General features: G+C 70.6%; 23 protein-coding genes. 9 read left to right on the top strand and 14 right to left on the bottom strand.

Annotated elements, in window-relative coordinates:
* Nucleotides 1–39: 39 nt before the first annotated feature.
* Nucleotides 40–621, top strand: coding sequence for a hypothetical protein (locus tag KYK13_RS28890; RefSeq protein WP_223636081.1), 582 nt, complete (start codon nucleotides 40–42; stop codon nucleotides 619–621).
* On the opposite strand, the gene KYK13_RS28885 is transcribed toward KYK13_RS28890, so the two are convergent.
* Nucleotides 602–2743, bottom strand: a complete 2142-nt coding sequence (locus KYK13_RS28885) for a M28 family peptidase (RefSeq protein WP_223636079.1) — start codon at nucleotides 2741–2743, stop codon at nucleotides 602–604. The genes KYK13_RS28890 and KYK13_RS28885 overlap by 20 nt on opposite strands.
* A gap of 211 nt (nucleotides 2744–2954) precedes the next feature.
* Nucleotides 2955–3524: a hypothetical protein gene (locus KYK13_RS28880; protein ID WP_223636077.1), complete on the bottom strand. Its 570-nt coding sequence runs from the start codon at nucleotides 3522–3524 to the stop codon at nucleotides 2955–2957.
* 290 nt (nucleotides 3525–3814) lie between these two features.
* Here KYK13_RS28880 and KYK13_RS28875 point away from each other — a divergent pair, with 290 nt between their 5' ends.
* Nucleotides 3815–5365, top strand: a complete 1551-nt coding sequence (locus KYK13_RS28875; protein WP_223636074.1) for a glycosyltransferase family 39 protein — start codon at nucleotides 3815–3817, stop codon at nucleotides 5363–5365.
* On the opposite strand, the gene KYK13_RS28870 is transcribed toward KYK13_RS28875, so the two are convergent.
* From KYK13_RS28870 to KYK13_RS28855, 4 genes are all read right to left on the bottom strand, one after another.
* Complete coding sequence (locus tag KYK13_RS28870; RefSeq protein WP_223636072.1) at nucleotides 5280–6413, bottom strand: sensor histidine kinase KdpD; 1134 nt, start codon at nucleotides 6411–6413, stop codon at nucleotides 5280–5282. The genes KYK13_RS28875 and KYK13_RS28870 overlap by 86 nt on opposite strands.
* On the bottom strand, nucleotides 6410–7084 hold the full coding sequence (locus tag KYK13_RS28865) for a response regulator transcription factor (protein WP_223636069.1): 675 nt from the start codon (nucleotides 7082–7084) through the stop codon (nucleotides 6410–6412). The genes KYK13_RS28870 and KYK13_RS28865 overlap by 4 nt, the downstream gene beginning before the upstream one ends.
* 125 nt (nucleotides 7085–7209) lie before the next feature.
* Entirely contained in the window at nucleotides 7210–7626 is a 417-nt protein-coding gene (locus KYK13_RS28860) for an EamA family transporter (RefSeq protein ID WP_223636066.1), read from the bottom strand.
* Between the two features lie 18 nt (nucleotides 7627–7644).
* Nucleotides 7645–8622 carry a metallophosphoesterase gene (locus tag KYK13_RS28855; protein WP_223636063.1) on the bottom strand — a complete coding sequence of 326 codons (978 nt, stop codon included), beginning with the start codon at nucleotides 8620–8622 and terminating at the stop codon, nucleotides 7645–7647.
* A 27-nt stretch (nucleotides 8623–8649) separates the two neighbouring features.
* Between KYK13_RS28855 and KYK13_RS28850 the strand changes: the two genes are divergently transcribed.
* Nucleotides 8650–9693, top strand: coding sequence for a hypothetical protein (locus KYK13_RS28850; RefSeq protein WP_223636061.1), 1044 nt, complete (start codon nucleotides 8650–8652; stop codon nucleotides 9691–9693).
* 290 nt (nucleotides 9694–9983) lie between these two features.
* Here the strand turns inward: KYK13_RS28850 and KYK13_RS28845 are convergent, their stop codons facing one another.
* Complete coding sequence (locus KYK13_RS28845) at nucleotides 9984–10919, bottom strand: DMT family transporter (protein ID WP_223636059.1); 936 nt, start codon at nucleotides 10917–10919, stop codon at nucleotides 9984–9986.
* A gap of 71 nt (nucleotides 10920–10990) precedes the next feature.
* Here KYK13_RS28845 and KYK13_RS28840 point away from each other — a divergent pair, with 71 nt between their 5' ends.
* Nucleotides 10991–11776 carry a helix-turn-helix domain-containing protein gene (locus tag KYK13_RS28840; RefSeq protein WP_223636057.1) on the top strand — a complete coding sequence of 262 codons (786 nt, stop codon included), beginning with the start codon at nucleotides 10991–10993 and terminating at the stop codon, nucleotides 11774–11776.
* A 70-nt stretch (nucleotides 11777–11846) separates the two neighbouring features.
* Here the strand turns inward: KYK13_RS28840 and KYK13_RS28835 are convergent, their stop codons facing one another.
* A complete protein-coding gene (locus KYK13_RS28835; RefSeq protein ID WP_223636056.1) occupies nucleotides 11847–13841 on the bottom strand; it encodes a S8 family serine peptidase in 1995 nt (664 codons plus the stop codon).
* A gap of 202 nt (nucleotides 13842–14043) precedes the next feature.
* Here KYK13_RS28835 and KYK13_RS28830 point away from each other — a divergent pair, with 202 nt between their 5' ends.
* Genes KYK13_RS28830 through KYK13_RS28820 form a run of 3 tightly spaced genes read left to right on the top strand, consistent with a single transcriptional unit; the run spans nucleotide 14044 to nucleotide 15492 of the window.
* Nucleotides 14044–14415 (top strand): hypothetical protein, encoded by a 372-nt coding sequence (locus KYK13_RS28830; protein ID WP_223636055.1) that lies wholly within the window; start codon nucleotides 14044–14046, stop codon nucleotides 14413–14415.
* A 52-nt stretch (nucleotides 14416–14467) separates the two neighbouring features.
* Nucleotides 14468–14830, top strand: a complete 363-nt coding sequence (locus KYK13_RS28825) for a hypothetical protein (protein WP_223636054.1) — start codon at nucleotides 14468–14470, stop codon at nucleotides 14828–14830.
* A gap of 32 nt (nucleotides 14831–14862) precedes the next feature.
* Nucleotides 14863–15492, top strand: coding sequence for a hypothetical protein (locus KYK13_RS28820; RefSeq protein WP_223636052.1), 630 nt, complete (start codon nucleotides 14863–14865; stop codon nucleotides 15490–15492).
* A gap of 53 nt (nucleotides 15493–15545) precedes the next feature.
* On the opposite strand, the gene KYK13_RS28815 is transcribed toward KYK13_RS28820, so the two are convergent.
* The 4 genes from KYK13_RS28815 to KYK13_RS28800 form a co-directional block, all read right to left on the bottom strand.
* A complete protein-coding gene (locus KYK13_RS28815) occupies nucleotides 15546–16373 on the bottom strand; it encodes a MetQ/NlpA family ABC transporter substrate-binding protein (RefSeq protein ID WP_223636050.1) in 828 nt (275 codons plus the stop codon).
* A 5-nt stretch (nucleotides 16374–16378) separates the two neighbouring features.
* Nucleotides 16379–17056 carry a methionine ABC transporter permease gene (locus tag KYK13_RS28810; RefSeq protein WP_223636048.1) on the bottom strand — a complete coding sequence of 226 codons (678 nt, stop codon included), beginning with the start codon at nucleotides 17054–17056 and terminating at the stop codon, nucleotides 16379–16381.
* A complete protein-coding gene (locus tag KYK13_RS28805; protein ID WP_223636045.1) occupies nucleotides 17049–18041 on the bottom strand; it encodes a methionine ABC transporter ATP-binding protein in 993 nt (330 codons plus the stop codon). The genes KYK13_RS28810 and KYK13_RS28805 overlap by 8 nt, the downstream gene beginning before the upstream one ends.
* Before the next feature lie 259 nt (nucleotides 18042–18300).
* Nucleotides 18301–18678 (bottom strand): DUF2917 domain-containing protein, encoded by a 378-nt coding sequence (locus KYK13_RS28800; RefSeq protein ID WP_223636042.1) that lies wholly within the window; start codon nucleotides 18676–18678, stop codon nucleotides 18301–18303.
* A 185-nt stretch (nucleotides 18679–18863) separates the two neighbouring features.
* Here KYK13_RS28800 and KYK13_RS28795 point away from each other — a divergent pair, with 185 nt between their 5' ends.
* Nucleotides 18864–20312 carry a PLP-dependent aminotransferase family protein gene (locus KYK13_RS28795; RefSeq protein WP_223636037.1) on the top strand — a complete coding sequence of 483 codons (1449 nt, stop codon included), beginning with the start codon at nucleotides 18864–18866 and terminating at the stop codon, nucleotides 20310–20312.
* Here KYK13_RS28795 and tam read toward each other — a convergent pair.
* The gene (tam, locus tag KYK13_RS28790) at nucleotides 20296–21066 is read right to left on the bottom strand and encodes a trans-aconitate 2-methyltransferase (protein ID WP_223636034.1); all 771 of its coding nucleotides are present in this window, start codon (nucleotides 21064–21066) and stop codon (nucleotides 20296–20298) included. The two genes, KYK13_RS28795 and tam, sit on opposite strands and share 17 nt — an antisense overlap.
* A gap of 107 nt (nucleotides 21067–21173) precedes the next feature.
* Between tam and KYK13_RS28785 the strand changes: the two genes are divergently transcribed.
* Complete coding sequence (locus KYK13_RS28785; RefSeq protein WP_223636031.1) at nucleotides 21174–24827, top strand: DUF2135 domain-containing protein; 3654 nt, start codon at nucleotides 21174–21176, stop codon at nucleotides 24825–24827.
* 42 nt (nucleotides 24828–24869) lie between these two features.
* Here the strand turns inward: KYK13_RS28785 and KYK13_RS28780 are convergent, their stop codons facing one another.
* On the bottom strand, nucleotides 24870–25991 hold the full coding sequence (locus KYK13_RS28780) for a right-handed parallel beta-helix repeat-containing protein (protein WP_223636028.1): 1122 nt from the start codon (nucleotides 25989–25991) through the stop codon (nucleotides 24870–24872).
* Nucleotides 25992–26090 lie beyond the last annotated feature (99 nt).

Raw genomic sequence — 26090 nt, 5'->3', positions numbered from 1 at the left:
CGAAGGGACGCGTGCTTGCGGCTCAAGGGGCGCGCTCGCGTGGCCCGTCGCGCCCTGGATGAGGTCCGTCATTCCCGGCGGTGCTTCGCGCTCGCGCGGGCCTACCCGGGGCTGCCCTGGAGCGCGGGTGCGATTCCGGAGCTGGCACAGGAGCGCCCCCAGCAGCCCGGCCCGGACGAAGGTGATGCATGGGCCCGGCTGGTGCGCGGGTCGTTGCTGGAGGGATGCCTGGGGGAGGGGCTGGCCGCCAGCGTCGCCGGTGAAGCGTCGAGGCGGGCCAGCGGCCCCGTCGTGCGTGAGACGCTGGCGGTCATCTCCGAGGACGAGGGCCGCCACGCGGAGCTGGCCTGGGACATCATCGCCTTCGCCCCGGAGCGGGGCGGCGGCAAGGCACGGCAGGCGTTGCGTCAGGCGTTGGACGCGCTGGAGACGCGGCGGACGCCCGCGCTCCCCAACATCCCCGGAGTCGACGAGTCCTTCCTCGAAACCAACGGGGTGTTGCCCCAGCCGGAGCTGGGGCGGCTGATGGACGAGTGCGTCCAGCGGACGCGGGAGCGGGCCGGGGCGTGCTTGGAGCCTGGCCGGACGTGGTGGCCAGTCCCTATCGCCCGCGCGTCATGATGCCGCCCTGCTCCAGCAGCCCGAACAGCTCCAGCAGGGCCTCCACGGGAAAGACATAGCCGTACTCGGCATAGGCCGCGTCGCGGATGTCGGCCACGGAGCGCTTGCCGTCGGCGTAGCTCGCGAGCGCATCCGCCAGTTGGTAGAAGCGCAGCTCGCTCTCGCCCCGCTCCCGCAGGGCCGTGGCCGCGGTGTTCATGGCGCTCTTCACGGTGTCCACGCGGGCCTTGGATTCGGGGGCGGCACCGCGCTCCACGTCGTCGAACGACGCGAGCTCCTGGCCCTTCACGCGACGCGGAGTGAAGGCCCGCGCGCGACGCTCGGCCTCGCTCGGGGCGGGCTCCTTCAGGGACACTTTGCGCGCCTTGCCGTCCGCTTCCAGGCGCGCCAGGGCCTGCTCCTCGGCGTTCTCCAGGGCCCGGACCAGCCCCTTCACCGGCTCGGCGGGCGCGCCCAATGGCAGACAGGAGCGCAGGGCGTCGCGCTCACGCTGGTAGCCGGCGCGCACTGCCGCGCGTGCCAGGCGGGCGAAGCCGGGAACCTCCGCGTCGGGCTTCGCGGCCAGGTCGCGGCGTGCCCGGAACTCGTCCTCGGCCACGCGCTTCGCGCCGTGCACCGCCACCAGGCGCGAAAGCTCCAGGGCACCCGGCCCCTCGGCCCACGCCGCGACGGTGACGCCTGCGAGGCCCGCGAAGACGGTCCGGTGCAGTTGGGTGGGGTCCACGTTCTCCGGCCGGTCGCCGCTGGTGTGGTAGCCGTCGTCCGGCCACGTGGAGTAGGCGACGCCGGGGATGCCGTAGTCGTTGAAGATCTGGTGATCCGAGCCCCGGCTGTAGCGGTCCATGTGCGCGTCCAGCGGATCCCTCGAGCCGGTGACCGAGCCGATGCGGAAATCCTTCCTCGGCGGGTAGGCCACGCTGTTGAAGCGGTTCATGAAGTCCACCGTGGACTCGGACACGGCGTTCACGAAGCTGCCGTTCCAGTCCGGCGTGTACGAAACCAGGAAGCGGGAGTGGGAGCGGGTCAGGCTGGCGCCGAGCATGTCGAAGTTGAACTGCGCCACCCGCCGCACCGGCTCAGCGCCGTGGTGGGCGAACCACTCGCGGGTGCCCTCGAACTCCGGCAGCCACAGCACGCGCAGGGTGCGCACCGGCGGCGGCAGCACGCCCCGCCGGATGAGCGCGGTGTACGTGCGCACCAGCTCCAACAACGTGGCGGAGCCGGACGCGTTGTCGTTGGCTCCGGGCTTGTAATGGTCCAGGTGGGCGGTGAGGACGACCTCCTCGCCCGCGTGCGTCCCGGGGATGACGCCGCTGACGATGCTGAGATGCCCCGTGGGCGCCTGCGTGGCGACGCTCACGTCCACCTTCACCGGGCCCTCCCGCAGCTGGGTGCGCAGCTCCCGCCCCCGCCGGTCCGACACCATGAACAGGAAGGGCATCCGCATGCCCTGCGGGAAGAGGCTCCGGGGGACGCCGGCCCAGCCCACCTGCTCCGGAAAGTCGCCGTCCATGCGGTGGGGCGCGTCCCAGGGCGGTGTCGAGTAGGACGACACCAGGCCCACGGCGCCGTACTTCACCACGGCGTTGCGCAGCGTGGCCGAGAACGGCCCCTGGGTGAGCACCACCTTGCCCTTGACGTCCTTGCCTGCGTAGTCGGAGTCCTGGGTGCCCATGCCCACGTCGACCAGGTCCAGGTCCGTGCCCTCGAAGCTGCCGCTGCCCGCCGCCAGCGACATGGGCAGATCCGCGTAGGACGTCACCTGGTAGCGGTGGGGACCGGCCACCCACAGCTCGCCGCGCGTGGCCCGCCACTGGGGACCGTCCTTCATCGCCTCCAACCGGACGTCCTGGAGCCCCGCGGCCTCGGCGGCGGACTTCATCCAGGCGGCCGCCTCCGAATAGCCATCGAGGCTGTCTCGCGCGAGGAGGGACAGGCGCTGCACGCCATCATGGATGCGGTCCCCCGAGCTCTCCTGGATGAGGGCGCGCACCACATCGTCCCGGAGCACCAGGCCGGTGGTGGGGGAGATGGGGGCCAGCGGGGACGACGGAGCCTGGGCGGAGGCGCTGAGCGAGGCGAGCAGCGCGAGGAGGACGAAGGGCTTTGCGCGAGAGGTCATGGGTGTCTCGCGGAACCTATCACCGGGGCCTCGGGTGTCGCCCACGGAGCTCGTGCCGCGAGCGGACCCGCGATGGGCAGACAGCGGTCTCGGACGCGTCTGACTTTGGCTTCGACGGGTCCACCGGGAGGGTCCCCACCCTGCGAGGAGACGGTAGCCCCGCGTACGACGTCGCCGGAGGCGCCAGCGTCAGCGCATGCACGAGGTGGAGCTACAGGGCGGGGGGCTCTTCGGGGGGACGCTGCATCGACTCACGCGCGCGGGCCCGCTCCTCGCGCTGCTTCTCAAGCAGCTCCCGCGCCTTCACCTTCTGAGGCTCATCCAGGAGCGCTTCGACCTGGCGGTACGCCGCCGCCTCGTTGTCTTCCATCGCCTGGAGAATGGCCTGCTGCCGCTTCTTGTCCTCCTCGCTGAGGGGCGCGGCGGGGCGCTCGGGGGGCCGGTACGGAGGCCGTCCGCCCAGGCCCACCGGGGCGTTCCTTCCGGTCATCCCGGTTCCGGGCGGAGGCCGTCCGCCCGGGGGGGGGGCGGGATGCCAGACCTCCCGGAGTTGCTCACGCAGGGGCTTGTTGGCCGCGGTGAGGGCTTCGTCCATCTGGCCGATCTTGATCAGCTGGTCGGTGTTCAGCATCAGCTCCTCGTGATGCTCCAGCAGCAACGCGAGGGGGGACTCGAAGAGCACCCTGGGGGGCGGCCGCCTTCTCTGCTCCGGCGGCGAGGATGCGCAGGCAGTAACAAGGGCCACCAGCAACAACCACGGCATGAGCGGGCGCGGCGACATCGGTCCTCCTTGGGACGTGTGTCTGCTCGCTCTCTATGCCGATGTCGCGCCGCGTAGAAGGGCACGGGCGTGAAGATGCCCACATTCGCACCTCCTGCCCCGGCCCCGGCCCAATGAACACCGCACGTGACGCCAGGACGAATGGGTGTGGCGAAGATGAATCGGCGATGAAAAGTCTCTCAGGGAGGCGGGGGCTCACGGACACGAGCCGCCCACATCAGGCATGACTCGGGGCGCCTCGCGCTCCGGCACAGGGATGCCCGGGTGTCATCGGGGCGAAGGGATGCCAGATGCCAAGCACATCCGGAGCCGCCTCCTGGCGCCGTGGGTGGTCATGGGGCCTGGGCGCGACCGGGGTGCTCGTGCTCGTGCGGCTGCTCTACTCGGAGCAGGTGGAGCTGGCGCCGCAGGAAGCCTACTACTGGCAATACACGCGCCACCTGGACCTGTCCTATCTGGACCATCCTCCCATGTGCGCCTGGTGGATGGCTTTGTCCGTCCGCCTCCTGGGCAGCTCGCAGCTTGCCTTGCGCCTGCCCGCCATCCTGTCCTCGGCGGCACTCGGGGGCCTCCTCTTTTCACTCGGCAAACGGTTGTACTCGCCCGCGGTCGGGGTGCTGACGGCGGTCGCCGCGAACGCCACGGTCCTCTTCGGCCTGGGGGCGGTGGTGATGACGCCGGACGTCCCGCTCGTGCTCTTCTGGGCCGCCGCGCTGCGTGTGCTCTGCGAACTGGTGCTGCCGGATGGACAGGGCCCCGGGCGCCTGGGCTGGCGCTGGTACCTGCTGGGCCTGCTCTGTGGCTGTGGATTGCTGTCGAAGTACACCGCCGCGCTGCTACCGCTCCAGGTGCTCGGGACGGCGCTGGTGACACGGCGGGGCCGCGAGGCCCTGCGCACCGCGCATCCCTACGCCGCCTGCCTCGTCATGCTCGCGGTGTTCTCACCGGTGCTGCTCTGGAACCACGAGCATGCGTGGGCCTCCTTCGCGTTCCAGACCACGGGCCGTGCCCACACGGTGGATGGCTTTCATGCCTTCCTCGTGGGGCGCTACCTGGGCCTGCAGGCGCTGGCCGTGGGGCCGCTGCTCTACGTGGCGCTGTGGGTGGCGGCGGGCGTCCTCGTTCGCCAGGCCTGGCGGGGGGATGACCGTGCCCGGCTGCTGGCATTCGCCAGCGTGCCGGGACTCGCCCTGTTCACCCTCGTGAGTCCCCTGCACTGGGTGAAGATGAACTGGGTGGCCCCCGCCTACCTGGGCGTGATGGTGGCCGCCGCCGCGGGCGCGTGGGCATTGCGTGAGCACCGGGCCGTGCGTGGCTACGCGGCGCTGAGCGTGGGCGTGGGCGCGGTGCTGATGATCGGCATGTACCTGATGCCGCTCTGCCCCTGGATTCCCTTCCGCGAGCGCGACAACCTGGTGAGCGGCTGGCGCGAGCTGGCCAATGCCGTGCAACTCCACCGCGCGGCGGCCGGTACGCCCGCGCCAATGGTGGTGGGGTGGGGCTACAAGACGGCCAGCGAGCTGGCCTGGTATCTGCCCGACCGCCCGGAGACCCAGTCCGACTCCGCGCTGGGCGGCGACGGGCTGGCGTATGGCTTCTGGCTGGACCGGGTGCGCCCCGGCGCGGACGCCCTCATCGTGTCGGACCTGCGCCAGCCGCTGCGCGACGCGGAGGTGCGGCTGACGGAGTATTGCGCGTCGGTGCGCGAGCTGCCCTCCGTGACGGTGCACCGAGGCGAGCAGCCGGTGACGACCTTCAGGCTGTGGTCCTGTCAGCGCTGGCATGCCCGGCCAGAGGCGGTGGCCCGGCAGACGCCTCCGGTCTCGGGAGGCGCAAGGTGAAGCGGCTCTCGCCATCGACCCGCGCGTAGTCGAGCGTGCCGCCATGCGCCTGGGCGATGGTCCTCGACACCGCGAGCCCCAGGCCGGTGCCCTCGCCCTGCCGTGATGGAGTCGCGCGGGCGAAGCGCTGGAAGAGCCGGGCCTCGAAGGCGGCGTCCACCCCCTTGCCGTCATCCGCCACGGTGATGAGGACGCCGGTGGGAGTCGAGTCCAGCTCCACCCGGATGCGCTCGCGGGCGTAGCGGCACGCATTGGAGAGCAGGTTCTCCAGCACGTGCGTCAACAGGACCGGATCGCCCCGGGCCTGCGTGGGGGCGCCCGTCAGCTCCAGCGTCAGGCTCCGGGACCGCGCCGCCAGGAGCTGCTCCGTGCGCTGGAGGGACTGGCGCGCCAGGGCATGCAGCTCCACGGGCTCCTGGGTGATGACCTGGGTGCCGGCATCCGCGCGCGCCAGTTGCAGCAGCGCGTCCACCAGGACGCTGAGCTGACGGGTCTCGTCGAGCACGATGGAGAGCGTGCGGCGGTACTCCTCCGGCGTTCGCTCCCGCCGCAGGCAGACCTCCGTCTCGCCCATGATGATGGTGAGCGGCGTGCGCAGCTCGTGCGCCGCGTCGGAGGTGAAGGACTGGATGCGCGCGAGCGACGCGCGGGCATCCGAGAGCAGCTCGTTCAGGGTCGCCGCCAGCGTGTCCCACTCATCCCCGGTCCCGCGGTCGGGAAGGCTCAGGTCCAGCTCCGAGGCCCGCGCGGCACGGACCCGGTCGCGGGCATCCCGCAGCGGCGCCAGCGCCCTGCGGGCCAGCGCGCCGCCCACCACGATGGACCCCACCACCACGATGGGCATGCTGAAGACGATGGCGCCCAGGGCCTGGAGCGCTTCGTCGAAGATTCCCTCGTGCAGCCCCAGGCTGGGGTTCTCCGCGTGCTGGAAGAACTCGCTGGCGGCCAGCACCACCGTCACCAGCGCGCCGTAGAGCAGGGTCGTGCCCAGGACGGCGCCGGCGAAGAAGAAGGTCAACTGCGCGCGCAGCGAGCGCGGGCGCCTCATGCGCGGCTCCGGAGCACGTAGCCCACGCCGCGCACGGTGTGGATGAGCTTGGTGGGGAAGGGGATGTCCACCTTGGCCCGCAGATAGCGGATGTAGACCTCCACGACGTTGGAGAAGGTCTCGAAGTCGTGCTCCCACACGGCCTGCACGATGCGGGTCCGGGACAGGACCTCGCCCGCGTGCTCGAGCAGGAATTGCAGCAGCGCGTACTCCCGGGCGGTCAGCGGAATCTCCACGCCGGCCCGGACCACCTTCCGGGTGGTGGGGTCCATGGTCAGGTCCGCGTGGGTCAGCAGCGGCGTGGCGCGGTTGTCGACGCGGCGGAGGATGGCGCGGATGCGCGCCAGCAGCTCATCGAAGGCGAAGGGCTTGATGAGATAGTCGTCCGCGCCGGCATTGAGCGCCTGGATGCGGTCCGCGACCGCGTCCTTCGCGGTGAGCATGAGGATGGGGGTCACGTCCTGCTTCGCGCGCAGCGACCGGAGCACGTCCAGTCCGGACATTCCCGGCAGCATCCAGTCCAGGATGATGAGGGCGAAGCGCTCGTGGCGCATCAGCTCCTGGGCCTCGACGCCGTCCGCGCTTTCGCGCACGCGGAAGCCCTCTTCGGTGAGGCCCCGGGAGATGAAGGCGCGGACCCGCAGTTCGTCTTCGACGATGAGGATGGACACGATGGATTCCCGGATGACGAGGACTCGCGTGGCGGGCTTCTCGGTCGGAGCTATACCACTGGCGGGGAGGTTCCGGCCCGGAGCCCCCAGGGCCGTTCAGCCGCCGTTCAAGCCCGACGGGCGGTTCAGCCCAGCGTCAGCAGCGCGCCGCAGACCATCAATCCCACGCCGACGACGAGCTTCCACGACAGGGGCTCGCCCAGCAGGCCCCACGCGAGCACGAGCGTGAGGGCCAGGCTGAGCTTGTCGATGGGCGCCACCCGCGACGCGGGAGCGAGCTGGAGCGCCCGGAAGTAGGCCAGCCAGGACAGGCCCGTGGCCACTCCGGAGAGCGCGAGGAAGAGGAGCGTGCGGCGGCCGAGCGTGGGAAGGGCGGCCCCCTCGCCGCGGGCCAGCGCGATGGTCCAGGCGAAGGCGAGCACCACCACGGTGCGCAGCGCGGTGGCGAGCGTGGAAGGCACCCCCTCCACGCCCACCTTGGCAAGGATGGCGGTCATCGCGGCGAAGCCCGCGGAGGCCAGGGCGTAGATCCACCACGTCATGTGTGTGTCTCCTGGGATTCAGCGCACGTGTCCATGGGGCCGTCCGGAACGCGCGCGAGCGCGGGCCTTATACCCCGGCTGTGGGACGGCGGAGACCGTCTCCAAGCGCAGGCGCCCGTCTTGAAGTTCCGCGACGGCGTAGCCATCCGGTGCATCCGGGAGGTTCACGTGGAAGGTGCCCCGGTACCAGCGGGCCCTGCCGTCTTCCGACGCGGGCACGGGGAGCCGTTCCCGCAGCGGCTCGGGAAGCGCGGCCGCGGCGGCGGCGAGGCGCGCCTCGGCTTCGGCGGGCCCGCGGATCGCGAAGTCATCCCAGACACATCCATAGGGCGAGCCCATGTGCCCGGACACCGTGAGGTCCACGTCCAGCGCCGAGGCGAGCAGCGCCACCAGCGGCTCCTTTCCCGGGCTCACGTGCGTCACGAGCACCCGGACCTCTCCCGGCACCCGGGGCCGCGCCGAGTCCAGCAGCGCGGTGAGGTCCTTCTCCGTCGCGTGAATCTTCCCGCGGCCTCCGTCGATGGGGGCGTCCTCCCCGAGCCGCTCGGAGAGCAGGTTCCCTCCGAGCCCGAAGAAGCGGAACGGTCCATGCGTCGCCGTTCCCAGCAGCGTCAGGTTCGGGACGCGCTGGCGCCCCGACAGGAGCGAGGCGACGACGGCGCCATCCTCGTGATTGCCCCAGATGCCGAACATGGGCAGGGAGAAGCCCCTCCCCGCCGGCAGCCACTCCGCGAGGTCCGACAGGGGCAGCTCCTGGCGGATGAAGGCACGGAGGGCGTCGCCCTTCAGCTTCTTGGCCCGCTGCTTCACGTCCGCGGGGAGCGCCGAGTGGACCACGCGCAGGAAGAGCTCGCGGGACTCGATGCGGTCCGCGCTCTCCCGGTCATAGAAGCCGAAGTCTCCCGCGTGCAAGACTGCGTCGGCCCGGGCCTCCTTCGCGAGCCGCTCGATGATGTCGAGGTGGCCGTGGGTATCGGAGACGAGCAACAGGCGCATGGGGCGCCTCCTTTCGAGGTGACCAAGATGGCAGCCAGGGGCCCGCGCCGGAACGGACAGAAAACCGGACACGTCGCGGGCGCGTCCCAGGCCCCGGTCGGCTTCACGTGGTCCGATTACCTCGACGCCCTGGTGCAGGAGCACGGCTCCCTGGCCGCGGTCGCCTGGAAGCTCGTCGAACGCGGCCTGGCGGAGGACACCACCTCCGTGGAGCGGGCCCTGCGGCGCCTGCGGGGCAGGGGACAGCGGGACGGCGGACTCATGGGGCAGCGGCTGCTGCGCGTCTTCGGCGTGCCCGCCACCCTCGAGGCCCAGGCCCGATGGATGGGCACGTACCACAGCCCCTTCAACGACCTGCCCGTCCGGCTCTGCCTGGATCAGCTTCGCCTCTGGGAGCGCCCGCCGCTCTCCGAGTCCCGAGCGCGCGTGTGGATCCTCCTGGGACTGGCGACGGTGGCGCTGCGACAGCGGGCCTTCGAGGACGCGGGCCCCCTGCTCGAGGGGGCGGCGGCGCTCGCGGAGGCTCCGGCGGCGCGCATCGAACATCACCTGGCAACGAGCTATCTCCTGACGCGCCTCGATTCGGACGCGAGGCGCGCGGAGGCCGCCTCGCGCCCCTACCTGGAGCGCGCACGGAGCCTCCTCGCCGCGTCGCGGGCGGAGCTGACACCGGAGGACGCCGCCTGCTTCCAGGCCCGCCTGGCCGACCACGAAGCCTTCGACGCCAACCGCCTGGGGGACTTCGCCGCGGCGCTCGCGCTGTACCGCGCGCTCCCCACCGAGGACGTGCATCCCTTCGCCAGCTATCGGCGCGATGCGGGGCTCGCGTTCGGCCTGCATCGCCTGGGCGACCGCGAGGAGGCGCTCCGGCTCGCGCATCGCGCCTGTGAGCACGCGGGAGACGGAGGCTACGTGCGCCTGCGGGTGATGGGCCTGCTGATGGTCGCGCGCATCCAGGGCGCGCCGGAAAAGGCAGTCACGCTGGCCCGGGCCGCCGCCATCGCGAAGCGGCTCGATGACCCCGAGTTGCGCATTCGCATCGAGCGCGCGCAAGGGCCCAGGCGGGCGTGAAGTGAGACACAAGGAGACGGCATACAGGTCTCCTTCCTTCTCCGTGAGCGTGTCGCGGACGGTCTTGCGCTCCACGCCCCACCCACGAGGGCCTCGTTCCCTGTCGGCGCGTGCCCCCGCCGAAGGCCGGCGTCACGCCGTGCCGTCCAGCCGCCTTCCCGCTCTCCGTATCGAACGGCACCGCATGCGAGCCCCCTCCCGTGGCCACGAGGCCAATGCCTACACAACACGCGCCTTTCGCGCAAAGGGAGCCCGTGCGCAAAGCCGGCGCATCTCCGCCCCGCCTGGACTCAAGTCTCGCCCGGCTTCAACGCGGACGCGGAGCGCAGCAGGCCTGCTCCGCTCACGATGAGGATGCCGGTGAGGACCAGCACCGCGCCCACCGCGAAGGAGAGGTCCGCCTGTTCATTCAGCACGTAGATGCCCGCGCTGACGCCGAACAGCGGCGTCATGAACGAGAAGACCGACAGGTTGGAGGCGAGATAGCGGCGCAGGAGCCAGAACCAGGCGAGGTAGCTGGCGAAGCACACGATGACGCCCTGGAAGAGGATGCTCGCCCAGGCGACAGGGGCCATCGTGATGGGGCCGGCCTGGCCGGTGAGCAGGGCCACGGGGAGCAGCAGCGCGACGCCGCCCACCAGCTGGTACAGCAGGGTCTGCGTGGGCGGTGCATCCGACAGCGCGGAGACGCGAATCACCACGGTGGTGGCGCCCCAGGACAGCCCCGCGAGCAGTCCCATCGCGTCGCCCCGGAGGATTTCAGGGCTGAACCCGCCCCGAAGCAGGCCGCCGCCAAAGGCCAGCGCGATGCCCGCGAAGGCCACGCCAATGCCCAACCACTGCGTCCGCTTCAGCCGCTCCGACGGGACGAACCAGTGCAGGCCCAGCGCGGAGAAGACGGGCGCGGTGTAGAGGAAGACGCCCATGTGCGAGGCGTGCGTGTGGCGCAGACCCTCGCCCACGAAGAGGAACTCCGAGGCGAAGAGCACGCCCACGAGCAGCCCGGGGCGCCAGGGGCCACGACGCAGGAGCCCCCGCTCACCACGCACCCAGCACATCAGCCCCACGAGCAGCGCGGCCAGCCCCGAGCGCAGCGCCATCTGCATCAGGTTCGGGATGTGGGGGGCGGCCAGTTTCACGGCCACCTGCTGCATGCCCCAGGTGGCGCACAGCACGACCATGGTCGCGAGCGCGAAGCCATCCGCGGGTTTCCGGTGAGAGCTCATGCGCTTCAATATGCGGCTGGCGGGTCAGATGGATATAGCGAGATTCCGACAACCCATCCCGAGAAGCCGCCATGGCGAAGCAGCTGCAAGTTCCCTTCACCTCAAAGCTTCCACATCCCGTGTACTTCCGCGCGGCGAGCCTGCCCGCGGCGGCGGCCTATCCCCGGCATCGCCACCCGTGGGGTGAGTTCGTCTACGCCTTCAGCGGCGTGATGGAGCTCAAGCTGGCGGGCAGCCACTACCTCGCCCCTCCGCAGTACGGCATCTGGCTGCCGCCCGACGTCGAGCACCGGGGCATGAACCGCTTCGAGGCGACCCACTGCTCGCTCTACCTCGCCCCCGAGTGGTGCCGCGGGTTGCCCCGCACGACGTGCGCGATGGCGGTCAGTCCCCTGGTGAAGTCGCTGATGGAGCACCTGCGGGACAGCGCGCTGGCGCAGCCCCGCACCAGCGCCGAGCGCAGGCTGTTCCGGGTGCTGATTGATCAGCTGGGGCTGGCCCCGGCCCATGGGAGCTACCTGCCCATGTCCGATGATCCGCTGCTGGAGCCGGTGCTCACCGCGCTCGAACAGCACCCGGAGGATGAGCGCTCGCTGGCCGAGTGGGCACAGGTGCTGCACACCACCGAGCGCACGCTGGAGCGCAGATGCCAGCAGCACCTGGGCCTGTCCTTCAGCGAATGGCGCCAGCGGCTGCGCGTGGTCAAGGCGCTGGCGATGCTGGAGCAGGGACACGCGGTGGAGGCCATCGCGCTCGACCTGGGCTACAGCAGCGCGTCCGCCTTCATCGCGATGTTCCGGCGCATGACGGGCACCACGCCGGACAAGGTCCGCGGCCAGGGGCTCGTGGCGCCGTGAGGGCAGGAAAGAGGAAGCCCAGCAACCCGGTGGGGTGCTGGGCCTCGGGGCTTCGCGTTCCGGCGAAGGACTACCGGACGATGTTCACCGCCGTGTCATCCAGGAAGAAGCTCGTCTGCAGCGACGCGTCCTCCGTGCCGTTGAAGTAGATGCGGACGGTCTGGCCCTTGTACGCGGCCAGGTCGAACGTCCGCTGCACGTAGACCGTGCCCTTGTCCAGGTTGCTGTACGTGGCCAGCGTGGCCAGCACGGTGCCGGCGCTGTTGCGGACCTGGACGGCCAGCTTGTCATAGGCCGTGGTGGTCGTCGTCTCCGCCGTGGTGATGCGCACCCAGAAGCTGAAGGTGGCGCTGCACGCCGTGGCGGGGATGGTGATGTCCTGGTACGCGAACTCGGTGCGCGTGGTGCCGTAGCCGTTCATGTAGGCCTTGTACGTGCCCGTGCGCGGCGCGCTGCCGGACGTGGTGCCGTCGATGACGCCCGACGAGGTCGTCCAGCCCGTGTTGCCGCTCTCGAAGCCCGGGTTGACCAGGAGCTGCTCATTGATGGAGCAGGAGCCCGTGCCGTTGCTCACGGTCACCGACACCGTGGTGGACGTGCCCACGTTGTTCGCCGCGTCATACGCCTTGGTGGTCAGCGCGTAGGTGCCGTTGGCCACCGTCGTCGTGTTCCAGGTGATGCTGTACGGCGCGGCCGTGGCCGTGCCCAGCAGCGTGGTGCCCGCGTAGAACTCCACGCGCGACACGCCCACGTTGTCGGAGGCGCTGGCGCTCAGGCTCACGGTGCCGCTCAGCGTGGCGCCGCCCGCGGGCGAGGTGATGGACGTGGTGGGCGGGGTGGTGTCGCCGCCGCCGCCGCCGGTGATGAAGAGCGTGTAGAGCAGCTTGTTGGGCGAGCCGGTCCCCGGGCTGGTGACCTTGTTCGGCGTGGCGTTGTTCACCAGCGCGTCGCGCACCTGCTGGGGCGTCGCGGTGGGGTTGGCGCTCAGATAGAGTGCCGCGGCGCCGGCCACGTGCGGCGACGCCATGGACGTGCCGCTCATGGACGTGCTCGACGAGTTGCCGGAGTTCGAGGCGGACGTGATGCTGGAGCCCGGCGCGAAGAGGTCCACGCACGTGCCGTAGTTGGAGAACGACGAGCGGCCATCCGTGCTGGTGGTGGAGCCCACGGTGATGGCGTTGGGCGCGCGCGCCGGCGAATAGTTGCAGGCGTTGTCGCTGTCGTTGCCGGCGGCGACCACCGTCGTGACGCCCGCGGCGATCAACCGCTCCGTCGCGTCATCGATGGCCGGAATGCCGACGTCGCCCAGGCTCATGTTGGCGACCGCGGGCTTGACGTGGTTGGCCGCCACCCAGTCGATACCGCCAATGACCTGCGCGTCGTTGCCGTAGCCGGTGCAGTCGAGGACGCGCACGCCGTGCAGGGTGACCTTCTTCGCCACGCCCCAGGTCGTGCCGCCCACGGTGCCGGACACGTGCGTGCCGTGGCCGTGGCAGTCCGAGGGGTCGCTGTCGTTGTCGATGAAGTCGTAGCCGTTGCCGATGCGGCCGGTGAACTCGGTGTGCGTCAGCCGGATGCCGGTGTCGATGACATACGCGTGCACGCCGGTGCCGTCGACGTTGTACGTATAGGAGCTGTCGCGCGGCAGGTCCCGCTGGTCGATGCGGTCGATGCCCCACGTCGCGCCGGTCTGCGTCGCGGAGATGTGGATGCGGCCGTTCTCCTGCACGTACGCCACGCGGGGATCGGACAGGAGGCGGCGGGCCTCGGCCTCGCTCATGTTCGCCAGGAAGCCGTGGATGGAGTGCTCATAGGTCCGCAGCACCCGGCCGCTGGTGAGGGACACCAGCTCCTGGGCGATGTTCGCCGCGCCCTGCTGACGGACCTCCTGGGCGGAGTCGCGCAGGACGACGATGTACTCGTTGGGGATGGCCCGCTCGCGGCGGATCATCTGCGCCGTGTGACCAATCTGCTCGCTGGCGGGCTCCTGGCCCTCCGGCATCGGGCCGCATGCCGCGGCCAGCAGGGAGATGACGCTCACCGCCTGGGTCAGCTTCAGTTTCATACGGCCTCTCACGGGACGTGCGGGCCCCGGGACGGAAGCCCTCGCACAAGCTGTGAAATTATATATTCAAGGAAAAGCGGTCAATGCGGCTTACGTCGGTCGTGTCCGTTGCCTCGCCATCCTTTGTCTGACAGGGCGCGCCATCATGGATGACGACGATTTCCTCGAACGGTTCTCACGGGGGAGGTGGGCGGGTTCGCCCATGTGGATCATGGGAGACACGCACCAGTGGCTGACGAAGGCGCTGGAGACGCACGGCGTGCCGGAGGAGGACATCGAGGCGCGGGTGCTCTTTGCCTCGGTGGAGGGCCTCTCCCAGCAATACGTGCAGGACGCAGGTGACCACCCCGCTGCCGAGGTGATTCGCGCCGTGGCCCAGAAGGGGCCCAACGCCGACAACGCGCTGATGCGGTGGCTGTACCTCTCCTGGAACTTCTCCGCGCGCCCGAGCCCCCGTCGCGCTGGAAGCTGGCGCTGCCCCGCGCGCGGATGCTGGAGCTGGAGGACGTGGGCCACTTTCCGCAGCTGGAAGCGCCTCCCAGGGCTGTGTCTACCCGATGGATCCGTTCGATGAATCCCACGGGGCCGGGTTGTGGCAGGGCGCAAGGGATCGCGTATTGGCGCAGGTGCACAAGCTGCTCGGCAGCGAAGCGGACATCCACAAGTTCGATCCCATCGAATACGACCTGAGGACTCCACCGAACCCCCGGAACGGCGTCGTGTACCGGGGCGGCACGGGGGACTCGCCGTACATCCTCTTCCAGCCGCGGGACCTGGACCGCTCCATCTCGTTCTCGAAGGGCGTGGACCTGGACGGGGAGGACATCCCCATCCAGGTGCAGGAACTGTTCGGGGAGCGGACGCTGCTGGGCCTGGAGCACCCGGAGGCGAGCGGCTCGAAGCGGTGCTGCTACTTCCAGGGCAAGACGGGGATGACGCAGACGCACCCGAAGGTGGGCTGGCCCAGCTGGATGGGCGCCGCCATCTAGACTTCAATCCCACCGGGACCTGGGGGGCGTCCGTGCGGCCGGGGGAGGGCTGGGGGGCCGAGGCGCTCGCGGCGCACCTGAAGATCGCGCTCATCACCAGTGTCACGGAGGAGCGGGCGCGGATGCGCGCTCGGCTCTGGGCGGACGTCGTCAAAGGCAGTGGCAAGACGCAGGATGACTACCGGGCCGTGGAGGACATGGACGGGGCCTCGTTCGCTGCCTTCGCCAGTGCGTGTGGCCTGGTCTCGGAGCTGATCAACCCCTTCACGGACAACCGCTCGCGGAACAGGTTGCAGCTGCGGGCCCTGCGCAACGAGATGATCCCGTCCTACCGGGGGGCCTCGGGCCACAAGGCCTCCTCCAGCGTCTACTTCGTCATGCTCCAGTACCTGACCGCGGCGCAGTACGGGCTGGAGCCAGGGCTCGATGCGTGTGCACGTGGCGGAATGCGCTCACGTGAAGCACACGGCCTCGACGTTGTTCCCATCCGGATCGAGGAGGGACGCGGCGTGGGAGTTGCTCGCGTAGCCCGCGCTCGTTGCGTCCTGATGACAGAGCACGTAGCCCAGGGGCGCGAGCACCGCCTGGTAGAATGGGATGCTGCGAGAGAGATTCTTCACACGAAGACCGACGTGGTCGAACACAGGTGCCTCCTGAAGTGAGGCTCACTTCCAGGAGGTGCTCGCCGCCTTCTCTTGGAGAATCTTGCGGTCGCTCAGAAGGCGGGGATGACGGCGCCGCCGTAGGTGCTGTCGATGTAGCGGCGCACCTCATCGGACTGGAGTGCCTTCACCAGGGCCCGGATTTCCGGACGGGATTCGTCTCGCGTCCGGACCGCGAGCACGTTCGCGTACGGGTTGCGCGCCGCGGATTCGCTGGCCAGGACGTGCGCGTCCAGGTGCAGTTGCTTCTGGGCCTCCAGGAAGTAGTTGCCGTTGATGATCGCGCCGTCCACATCCTCCAGCGTGCGCGGCTGCTGCTCGGCGTCGATCTCCTTCAGGTCCAGCTTGCGCGGATTGCCCACCACGTCCTGGAGCGTGGCGCCCGCGCCCGTGCCTTCGCGCAACGTCAGCAGTCCCTGCTTCGCGAGCAGATGCAGGGCCCGTGCGGCATTGCTGGGATCCGCCGGCAGGGTGAGCTTCGCGCCCGTGGGGAGCTCCGCGAGCTGCCGGTAGCGCAGGGAGTAGAGCGCCAGCGGCTCCAGGTGAACGGCCCCCACGCTCTTCAGCGCGAGGTGGCGCTCTCCGGCGAAGCGCTCCAGATAGGGCTCGTGCTGGAAGTAGTTGGCGTCGAGCTGGCCCTCCGCCAGCGCGAGGTTCGGCTGGATGTAGTCGGTGAACTCCACCACCTCCACGCGGAGGCCGTCGCGCTCCGCGACCTTCGCGGCGACGCGGAGGATGTCTCCGTGGGGGACGGGATTGACGCCGACCTTCAGGGGACGCGAGGCCCGGGCTGACTCGGAAGGCGCGGGCTTGCAGCCTCCGAACAACGACGTCGCGAGGAACAGGAGGGCCGTGGACAGGATTCGGAACGAAGTGCGCATGGGATTCAGGACTGCTCAGGGGAAGAGGAGGAACGGGTGGCGTCGAAGCGGGAGGCCAGGCGCTCTCCCAGCCATTGCAGGGCCTGCACGAGCACCAGCAGCACCGCGAGGCAGCCCCACATGACGTCGACGCGAAAGCGCATGTAGCCGTACTTCACCGCCAGGTCGCCCAGTCCTCCGCCACCGACCGCGCCCGCCATGGCGCTGTAACCGAGCAGGCTGATGACGACGAGCGCCGTGCCTCGCACGAGCGACGGTAGGGACTCCGGGAGCAGCACGCGGAGGATGATGCGCAGGGGCGTGGAGCCCATGGCCACGGCCGCTTCGACGCGGCCGGCATCCACCTCCCGCAGGGCCTGTTCCACCACGCGGCCCATGAAGGGAATGCCCGCCACCACCAGGGGCACGATGGCCGCCGTCGTCCCGATGGTGGTCCCCACCACCCAGCGGGTGAGCGGGACGATGGCCACCATCAGGATGATGAACGGAATGGAGCGCCCCACGTTCACCAGCGCTCCCAGCGCCCGGCTCAACACGGGCACCGGCCGGAGTCCGCCCCGGTCCGTCACCACCAGCAGCACGCCCAGCAGCAGGCCCGCGAGCACCACCAGCACCGCCGCCACCGACGTCATGTAGAGCGTCTCCAGGGTGGCCATCCCCAGCGCTCCCGGCAGGTCACCCATGGGCGGCCTCGCCGGCGGTCAATCCCTGCTCGCGCAGGAAGGTCCGGGCCCCGGCCACCGCTTCCGGCCCGCCGTGAAGCTCCACCAGCAGCCGGCCCACGCGGGCTTCACCCACGCGCTCCAGCGCGCCCTCCAGCAAGAGGACGTCCACGTCGAAGCGCCGGGCCAGGGTGCTGAGCAGCGGACTGCGGGCATGCGCGTCCGTCAGCGACAGCTCCACGCGGTGACCCGCCGTGGGTTCCTGGAGCCCGGACAGGGGCGGAAAGCACAGCGCGCGCAGGCGGGACTCCGGGCGCGCGAGCAGCTCCCGCACGCGCCCCTGCTCCACCAGCCTCCCTCCTTCGAGCACGGCCACGGAGCCGCACAGCGCCTTCACCACCTCCAGTTGATGCGTGATGAGCAGCAGCGTCAGCCCCAGCTGTTGCTGGAGGTCCTTCAACAGCGCGAGCACCGAGCGGGTCGTCTCCGGATCCAACGCGGACGTGGCTTCATCCGACAGCAGGACGCTCGGCCGGGGCGCCAGGGCCCGGGCGATGCCCACCCGCTGCTTCTGCCCACCCGAGAGCTGCGAGGGATACGCCCGCGCCTTGTCGGACAGGCCCACCCGCGACAATAGCTCCGCCACGCGCGTGCGAATGGCGGTGCGTGGCAGGCCCATCACCTCCAGGGGATAGGCGACGTTGCCCTCCACCGTCCGTGAGGCGAAGAGGTTGAAGTGCTGGAAGATCATCCCGATGCCCTGCCTCGCCTGCCGTAGCTCGTGGGGGCTCAGCGACAGCAGGTCCTGTCCCGCCACGCGCACCTCGCCGCGCGTGGGCCGCTCCAGGAGGTTGGTGCAGCGCAGGAGGGTGGACTTGCCGGCGCCGCTTCGCCCCAGCACGCCGAAGACCTCTCCCTGCGCCACGTGCAGCGACACGTCGTGAAGGGCCGTCACCTGCCGGCCGCCCTGGCTGAACACCTTGTGGATGCCTCGCAGCTCGATCACTCGCGGCTCCGGGCTGTGGCACGACGGTGGGACATCGGGAGGCTCCTGGGGCGCTCGCGCTCACGGGAGCGCGGGCACCGGACGGGGAAGGGCGGTGGTGGAAAAAGAAAAGGCCTGCCCCCGGGTGACGGGAACAGGCCAGACCGACAGGGCGCGGATGCGCGGAGGGAGGCTCAGCGCATGCGCACGGACGGACCGGCCGCGACACGGCAACACATGCCGTGACAACAGGTCCTGAACGTGGCGGCGCGAACGAGCATCAGCGATGGAGGTAGTCGAGCCCGCGGGGACTGTCAACCCAGGGCTCGGGCGAAGGCGTCCCCGTGCCCCGCGCAGAACCTGTCCGACAGCCGGACAGGTGGAAGCGCGCGTCGCGCAGGGCCTGCACCACCACGTGCCCCTCGCCCACCTTCAGTGTGTCGCCCGCGCTGAGCACGAAGTCCCGCGGATCGCCTTCGAGCGTGAGCCAGACCTGCCCCTCCTCGCAGACGAATGTCCGGGACGGGCCGCGCAGGCGCCTGCTCCACAGGTCGCCCTGCGGCAGGCACACCAGTTCCTGGCAAGCGTTGATGCCTCGCAGCCGGTTCGCCAGTGAGCCCAGCCAGGAGGGATTCAGCATCGTGAAAAGGTCCATCATCTTGGTCCTCCCGTGATGGACCCACCATGCGTCCGGAGGCCCGACCAGAACAGATGCAGCGGATGTGAATTGTGACCGGTACAGTTCCTGTTGGGCGAACTGTGCTGGTGATTGCAGCGCGGAGCTGTATCTGGGCGGCCGGCGCTCCGGGCGCTATCCGTTGAAGTCCGAGGGAGGTTCTTTCCATGGGTGCACGTGCGCAGTCCCTGAAGCTCTACGAGAGCGTCGCGGAGCGGCTGAAGGACGCCATCGCCGCGGGCACGCTGCGCCCGGGGGAGCGGCTGCCCTCCGTGCGCCAGTTGAGCGCGCGCGAGCGGGTGAGCGTCTCCACCGTGCTCCAGGCCTACCTGCATCTGGAGTCCCAGGGGCTCATCGAGACGCGGCCCCAGTCCGGCCACTACGTGCGTGAGCGGGAGCGGCTCCGGCTCGCCGAGCCCCCGGTGTCCCGGCCGCCCGCCTCCGCGACGCCCGTCACCGTCAGCGACCTGGTGTCGCATCTGTACCGGTCGTCGCGCGAGCCGCGCATCGTGCAACTCGGCACCGCGTGGCCGGCGCCGGAGCTGCTTCCCACCCGGCGCCTGTCGCGGGAGCTGGGGCTGCTCGCGCGGGAACGGCAGGACGCGGGCGTGATGTACGACGCGCCTCCCGGCTCGCCGCGCCTGCGGCAGCAGTTGGCGAAGCGCTCGCTGGAGTGGGGCTGCTCACTGAGTGCGGATGACTTCATCACCACCAGCGGGGCCTCGGAGGCGGTGCACCTGTGCCTCGTCGCGGCCGCTCGCCAGGGTGACACCATCGCCATCGAGTCTCCGGCCTACTACGGCACGCTGCTCGCCATCGAATCGCTGGGGCTCAAGGCGCTGGAGATTCCCTGCCACCCCCGCCACGGCATGGAGCTGGATGCGCTGGAGGCCGCGCTGGAGCGCCGGCGCGTGGCCGCGGTGCTGGTGGTCCCCAGCTTCAGCAACCCGGTGGGCAGCTGCATGCCGGAGGACCACCGGCGGCGGCTGGTGGAGCTGGTGACAACGCACGACGTGCCGCTCATCGAGGACGACATCTACGGCGACCTGCACTTCGAGCCGGAGCGTCCGCGCCCGTGCAAGGCTTTCGACACGCGCGGCCAGGTGCTGCTGTGCGGGTCGTTCTCCAAGACCATCGCCCCGGGCTTCCGCGTGGGCTACGTGGCCCCGGGCCGGTTCCGGGAGCGCGTGGAGCTGCTCAAGTTCGCGCACACCGTGGCGTCACCGCTGCTGACCCAGGAGGCGGTCGCGCGCTTCCTGGAGAACGGCGGCTATGACAGACACCTGCGCACTCTGCGCCGCAACCTCGCCTCGCAGGCGGAGCACGTGGCCCATGCCGTCGCAAAGCACTTTCCCCAGGGCACGCGCGTGGCGCTGCCCTCGGGAGGGCTGCTGCTCTGGGTGCAACTGCCGCCCTCGGTGGATGCGCACGCGGTCAACGTGCGCGCACTGGAGGCGGGCATCAGCATCGCGCCCGGGTCCATCTTCTCCGCGCGGCCGGGCTCGTACCGGAACTACATCCGCCTGAGCTATGGCCAGCCGTGGACGCCGCGCATCGAGGCCGCGGTCGCCACGCTGGGGAACATCGCCGCCGGTCTGGCTAGCGCGTCGCGATGAAGAACAGCCGGGGGAAGGGCAGCAGGACCGTGCCGTCGGACAGGGCAGGGTAGGCCCGCGCAATCCCTTCCTGATAGCGGGCGAGGAAGTCTGTCTTTTCGCCCGCGTCGAGCGCTTCGAGGAAGGGCCGGAGGCCCGAGCCCTTGAACCACTCCACCACCGCTCCGGCGCCTCCGGTCAGCGGGTGGAAGTAGGTGGTGCGCCAGATGTCCACCGTGGCTCCGGCCTCGCTCAGCACGCGGAAGTACCAGTCGGCCTCGTTCCGGGCCGTCCGCGCGCTCGCGGCTCCCCCCAGCCTGGCCGCCCAGGGGCCCTCGCTCGCGGTCTCGCGCATCAGCCGGTGGGACGGCTCCTCCAGGTTGTCCGGCATCTGCACGGCGAGGCTTCCTCCCGGCGTCAGCTTGCGGAGGAGCGCGGGCAACAGGGTGGAATGGTCCGGCACCCACTGCAGCACCGCGTTCGCCAGGATGACGTCGTAGGGGCCCGGGTCGCTCCAGGCCGCGATGTCTCCCAGGTCGAACCGGACGTCCGGCAGGCGCTTGCGCGCCGCGGCGAGCATGTCCGGCGAGCTGTCCATGCCGCTGACGGAGGCCTGTGGGAAGCGGGCGCGCAGCAGCTCCGTGGAGTTGCCGGGGCCGCAGCCGATGTCCGCCGCGCGCTTCACGTCGGCGGTGGGAACCCGGGCGAGCAGGTCCCGGATGGGACGGTTCCGCTCGTCTTCGAACCGCGTGTACTGCGCCGCTGACCAGTCCATGGGCACCTCCCTTTTCCGGGAACCTAGCGCGTCATCGCGGTGTCATGGATTGTCGATGCCTCGGCAGGCATGCCGCCTGCCTTCGCGGATGGATTAGCGTTCCAACCATGCGCCTCCTTCGTGCTTCCGCCGTCGTGTTGCTGATGGGGTTGTCTGCCTCGGGATGCAAACGGGACGCGGACGTCCCTCCACCCGAGGTCGCCGCTCCGAGTGAAACCCCCGCGTCCTTCATCCAGGCGGGCCTGGTGGCCCCCGCCACCGTCGCGGGACGACCGGACACGGGCGAGGTGGACCTCGCGACGCTGCGCGACTCCGTGGCGGATCCGAAGGTGCTCTCGGAAGCGGACGTGGAGGCGCTCTCGCGCAGGCGTTCGCCGGAGGACCTCGCGCGCATCGGCTCTCCGCCGGGTCCGCGTCCCGCCGATGCCCCCGGGCTGGGTGAGACGGATGTGTTGTCGTACTCGGAGAACGAGGAGAGGGCATCTGCCGAGATGAGGCAACGCGCGGAGCGTAACCGTGCGCAGATCAGGGCGGCCGCCGCCACCCAGGCTCGCGTCGGGCTGGAAGCGCATGGCGTCGGGGAGGGGGGCGGCGGTGTCGTCGGGGGGCAGCCCGCGGTGCCGGCTCCGTCGGCAGCGCCTCATTCGGAGGAGCGCTTCCAGGCCGCCCTGCGAACTGTTCATGGGGGCCTCTTCAGTGGCTCGGGGGGAGCCGCCCTGGGCGGACGAGCCCGGGAGGCCGCGCCCGCGAAGAAGCAGGCCGGCATGGGAGCCAAGGCGGATGATGCCCCGAAGCCCGTGCTCCCTCGGGTGGAGGCCGCGCCTCGCGCCGCGAAGGTGCTGGTGATGGGCGAGGACGGCCGCTACCAACCCCTCAAGGCCCGCGCCGTCCGCGTCGTCACGTACATCCAGGGCTCCCGCGCGCGGACCGTGGTCGACCACCTGTTCGAGAACGACTCCGGGCGCAGCCTCGAAGGGACGTTCTATTACCCGCTCCCTGGCGGCGCGACGGTGGCGGGCTTCGCGCTGTACTCGGGGGCGGTGGCGGTGGACTCGCCCTCGCTGTTCCAGTCGTCGGACCTGTTGCCTCCCCTGGGCGATGGCTCGGCGGAGCCGGAGCGGCTCGCGTCCTCCGCTCCGCCCGCGGCCCGGGGCGCGAAGCGCTCCTGGGGTGACCTCCAGGAGGCCCGCGTCGTGGAGCAGAAGCGCGCGAGGGAGGTGTACGAGGACGTCGTGCGCCACAACGTGGACCCCGCGCTGCTCGAATGGTCCGGCGCGTCCACCTTCAGCGCCCGCGTCTTCCCCCTGCCGCCGAAGTCGCTCAAGCGCGTCGTCATCGCGTATGAGCAGACGCTGCTCTTCGATGGAGCGCGGCTGCGCTACACGTGGCCGCTGCCCCCGGATGCGGGCAAGGCCTTGCGCGTCAGCGCTCGCGTCCACGTGGATCCCCGGCAGGCGCTGGACATCACCGTGCAGCCGGAGCCGGACGCGAAGGCGCGCAAGGTGGACGCCTGGCAGGTCTACGACTTCCCGACGCTCGCGGGAGACGGCGCGTTGGGCGTGGCGCTGAAGCCTCGCGGCGAGGACGCGGACGTGCTGGTGGGCTCGGACGATGCGGGACTTCCGGGCCGCGCCTTCCACGCGCGGGTGCGCTTGCCGGAGCGGCTCACCTCCGGCGCCGAGGGCCCTCCCACGGGCCGCGCGGTGCTGGTGGTGGATACGTCGCTGTCCGCCGAGGATGGCAACGCCTGGGCCATCCAGGCGGCCACGCTGCGCGCCCTTTTGGAGAAGGACGCGACGCTGACGGAGTACGCGGTGCTCCTCTTCGACGTGCGTCCGCGCTGGCTGCATGGGCCGGGCTTCCGTCCCAACGACGCGGCGCACCGCCAGGCGAGCTTCGCGGAATTGGAGCGCGTCTTCCTGGAGGGCGCGTCCCACGTGGACGGCGCCTTGGAGGAACTCGACCAGGCCGGGCGTGAATGGCTCAAGCCCTCCTCCGCCGGGGAGCGCGTGACGGCCTTCCTGCTCTCCGACGGCAACATCACCTGGGGCCAGAGCCGCGTGGACGCGCTCCTCTCCCGGCACCCGTGCGTGGAGTCCCTGCGCTGGGTGACGTACCGCTTCGGTGAGGCGGCGGTGAACACGGAGCTCTTCGACGCCCTGGCCCGCTCCAGCGGCGGGCGTGTCGTGAACGTCCTGTCCGCGGCGGAGGTGGACGCCGCGGCGCGGGCGCACCGCGCGGCGTCCGTGGTGTTGTCCCGCGTGTCGGTGGTGGGCGCGGACGTGAAGGACCTGGTGGTGGCGGGCCGGCCCCGGCTCGTCTTCCCCGGGCAGGAGTTGCAGGTGGCGGGACGGCTGCCGGGCAAGGGCGACGCGGCGCTGGAGGTGGTGACCCAGGCGGGCACCGGACCCGAGCGCACGCTGCGCATCCCGCTGCCCATGGACGTGGACAGCGCGTTCGCGCCCCGGGCGTGGGCGGAGCTCTTCGTGTCCCGGCTGGTGTCCCTGGATGACGAGCGCCTGGACCGGATGGTGGTGGCGCTCAGCCAGCACTACCGGCTGGCCAACGCCCGGGCATCCATGCTCGTCCTGGAGTCCCAGGGGGATTACACGCGCTACGCCGTTCGCGCCGAGCAGGTGGACCTGGACAACCTGGAGTCGCTGCGGCGCAGGGAGGAGGACCAGCGCCGCGACAAGCTCCTGGGCATCGCGCTGGACGACGTGCCCGCCGAGGGCCGCGCGGTGGTGGCCCGGCTCGCCGAGCAGAAGGGGATGCCCGCGCTCCTGCGGCGCCAGCCGCTGCGGGACGCGCCCTATGCGGGCGGTGACGAGCGGATCCAGGCCGAGCTGGCCTATCGCAAGGCGCGGCGGGAGAACCGGGACGACGTGATGATCTACGAGGCCGTGGCCCGCAGGCGCGCCTTCTCCGGGGACACCTGGGGCGCCGTGCGCGCGCTGTCGTCGCCCGTGGAGCTGCGGCCCCGCGACGCGGAGGCGCTGCGGCTGGTGGGCTATGGCCTGCTGGCGTTGGGGCAGTATCCGGCGGCGGCCGAGCTCTTCGAGCACGTGCGTCTCAACCGCCCCTTCGAGGCGCAGGCCTTCCTGGAGGAAGCGCTCGCGCTGGACGCGGCGGGCCGCTATTCAGAAGCGGCCCGGAACTATGAAATCGTCCTGGCGCGTCCCTGGCCGCGGCATGCCGAGGAGCTGCGGACGGTGGCGAGCTTCCACTACGCCCGGATGCTGGTGGGGCTGGAGCGGCAGCCCCGGCTCGCGGAGGTCGCCCCCGTGCTGCGGGAGCGCCGTGCCGGGCTTCGGGGGGGCGACGGCGCGAAGATGTTCGCGGACGCCCAACCCATCGACTACCAGCTTACCACGCACTGGAACTCGGACAGCACGGACATCGACCTGTGGGTCATCGAGCCGGACGGGGAGAAGTGCTTCTACCAGCACATGGCGACGTCCCTGGGCGGGCGGTTGTACTGGGACATCACGGACGGCCTGGGGCCGGAGCTGTACCACGCCCGGAAGGCGGCGCCGGGGCCGTACCATGTGCTGGTGCACTACTACGGCAGCCGCTCGGCGCGGGACGTGGTGCCCACGGCGCTGCTGCTCGTAAGCGACCGCGACGTCTTCACGGCCGACGACATGGCCCAGCGGCGCTTCCAGGTGCGCATCCTGCCCAAGAAGAACGCGCTGCTGTTGTTGCGTCGCGAGGAGCTGGTGGCGGCGAAGGACCGCGTGTCCGCGCAGTCCCCACCGTGAGGTCCGCCCGCGAGGGGCTCCTCCTGCTTGCCGAACCCGGTCTCACTGGGCGCAGACGACTCCCACGCAGCCGCCCGCGCCGTTGCCGCGCGCGACACTGCCGCCCCCATCCACGGCCGTGGGCGCGTGGATGCCCCAGCCCGTGTTGCCCTGGCTGAGGTTGCTGGCCACGGTGGGCGTGCTGCTGGGAATGACGCGCAGGCCGTCGCCTCCGTTCGACACGAAGCGGTTGTCGCGGACCTTTCCCACGAGCGGCGTGGGCACGAAGTCGGGCAGGTCCGCCAGGGCCAGTCCTCCCGCATTGGCCCACCAGAGGTTTCCTTGGAAGTCGACCGTCCGGGTGAAGATCCGCAGGCCTTCGCTGTTGTTCATCACCCAGGAGTCGTGCATCTGGAAGGCGGCCAACTGCCAGTCGGGATGCTCGGGCGTCCCGAACGCGGTGTTGTTCGCGATGATGCAGTTGTCGAACACCAGCTCATAGCAATTGTCGAAGCCGGTGCTATCCCACGTCAGGTTCGCCACGGAGCGGTTCCATGCGAGCGTGCTCGACTGGAAGCGGACCCGGCCGTGGTAGCAGTCGAGGACGTTCGTGTTCGACATGAAGGTCGAGCCGGACACGGTGACCTCGTGGTCGTCCACGAGCATCACGAGCTCGTTCCAGGTGAACAGCGAGCCCTTCACCTCGATGGTGCCTTTGGCCGCGTCGAACTCACTCCGGATGCCGAACTGGCTCCCGCTCAGCCGGGAGTCCGTGATGACGAGCCGCGAGTTTCCTTGCCGGTGATAGATGGCGGTCCAGTTGTCGACGAGCGCGACGCCGTGCAGCAGCGCGTCCTTGTCGTACCGGAAGCCCGTGTTGAACCCGCGAATCGTGCCGTTGCGCACGACGGTGCCGGCGGCCTCGGCCGCGATGCCCTCCGAGTCATCCGTCCCGGTCCCGGAGTGGCGCACGGCATGCCCACCCAGGTCGAGCACGACGCCCGGCGCGGCGAGGGTCAGGGCGGGGACCGGCGTGCCCGGACAGACGAGGTCGCGCGTGAGCCGCGTGCTTCGCGTCAGCACCTCGCCGCACCGGACGGCGCGGACGTCGAAGGCTTGCGGTTCCTCGTGAGCGCTGGCCTTCGCGGTGCTCCCGAGGAGCAGCAGCGCCAGGGGCCACGTCACGATTCCGCCTCGAATCCGTTGCATACAGTCTCTCCCGCCAGAGGCCATGCGCCTCCGCGCGGGGATGCTGTGCATTCCGCCCCGTGCTCTCCAGCCCGA

This window comes from Corallococcus sp. EGB (assembly GCF_019968905.1).
Lineage (GTDB): Bacteria > Myxococcota > Myxococcia > Myxococcales > Myxococcaceae > Corallococcus.
This window is presented reverse-complemented; position numbering and strand designations above follow the sequence as displayed.

Coding starts and splice junctions, on each gene's coding strand:
- KYK13_RS28795 (WP_223636037.1), top strand. CDS start 18,864: ATGGGTGCACGTGCGCAGTCCCTGAAGCTCTACGAGAGCGTCGCGGAG.
- KYK13_RS28850 (WP_223636061.1), top strand. CDS start 8,650: ATGGCAGCCAGGGGCCCGCGCCGGAACGGACAGAAAACCGGACACGTC.
- KYK13_RS28860 (WP_223636066.1), bottom strand. CDS start 7,626: ATGACGTGGTGGATCTACGCCCTGGCCTCCGCGGGCTTCGCCGCGATG.
- KYK13_RS28835 (WP_223636056.1), bottom strand. CDS start 13,841: ATGAAACTGAAGCTGACCCAGGCGGTGAGCGTCATCTCCCTGCTGGCC.
- KYK13_RS28815 (WP_223636050.1), bottom strand. CDS start 16,373: ATGCGCACTTCGTTCCGAATCCTGTCCACGGCCCTCCTGTTCCTCGCG.
- KYK13_RS28885 (WP_223636079.1), bottom strand. CDS start 2,743: ATGACCTCTCGCGCAAAGCCCTTCGTCCTCCTCGCGCTGCTCGCCTCG.
- tam (WP_223636034.1), bottom strand. CDS start 21,066: ATGGACTGGTCAGCGGCGCAGTACACGCGGTTCGAAGACGAGCGGAAC.
- KYK13_RS28855 (WP_223636063.1), bottom strand. CDS start 8,622: ATGCGCCTGTTGCTCGTCTCCGATACCCACGGCCACCTCGACATCATC.
- KYK13_RS28840 (WP_223636057.1), top strand. CDS start 10,991: ATGGCGAAGCAGCTGCAAGTTCCCTTCACCTCAAAGCTTCCACATCCC.
- KYK13_RS28880 (WP_223636077.1), bottom strand. CDS start 3,524: ATGTCGCCGCGCCCGCTCATGCCGTGGTTGTTGCTGGTGGCCCTTGTT.
- KYK13_RS28870 (WP_223636072.1), bottom strand. CDS start 6,413: ATGAGGCGCCCGCGCTCGCTGCGCGCGCAGTTGACCTTCTTCTTCGCC.
- KYK13_RS28800 (WP_223636042.1), bottom strand. CDS start 18,678: ATGATGGACCTTTTCACGATGCTGAATCCCTCCTGGCTGGGCTCACTG.
- KYK13_RS28810 (WP_223636048.1), bottom strand. CDS start 17,056: ATGGGTGACCTGCCGGGAGCGCTGGGGATGGCCACCCTGGAGACGCTC.
- KYK13_RS28830 (WP_223636055.1), top strand. CDS start 14,044: ATGTGGATCATGGGAGACACGCACCAGTGGCTGACGAAGGCGCTGGAG.
- KYK13_RS28845 (WP_223636059.1), bottom strand. CDS start 10,919: ATGAGCTCTCACCGGAAACCCGCGGATGGCTTCGCGCTCGCGACCATG.
- KYK13_RS28785 (WP_223636031.1), top strand. CDS start 21,174: ATGCGCCTCCTTCGTGCTTCCGCCGTCGTGTTGCTGATGGGGTTGTCT.
- KYK13_RS28875 (WP_223636074.1), top strand. CDS start 3,815: ATGCCAAGCACATCCGGAGCCGCCTCCTGGCGCCGTGGGTGGTCATGG.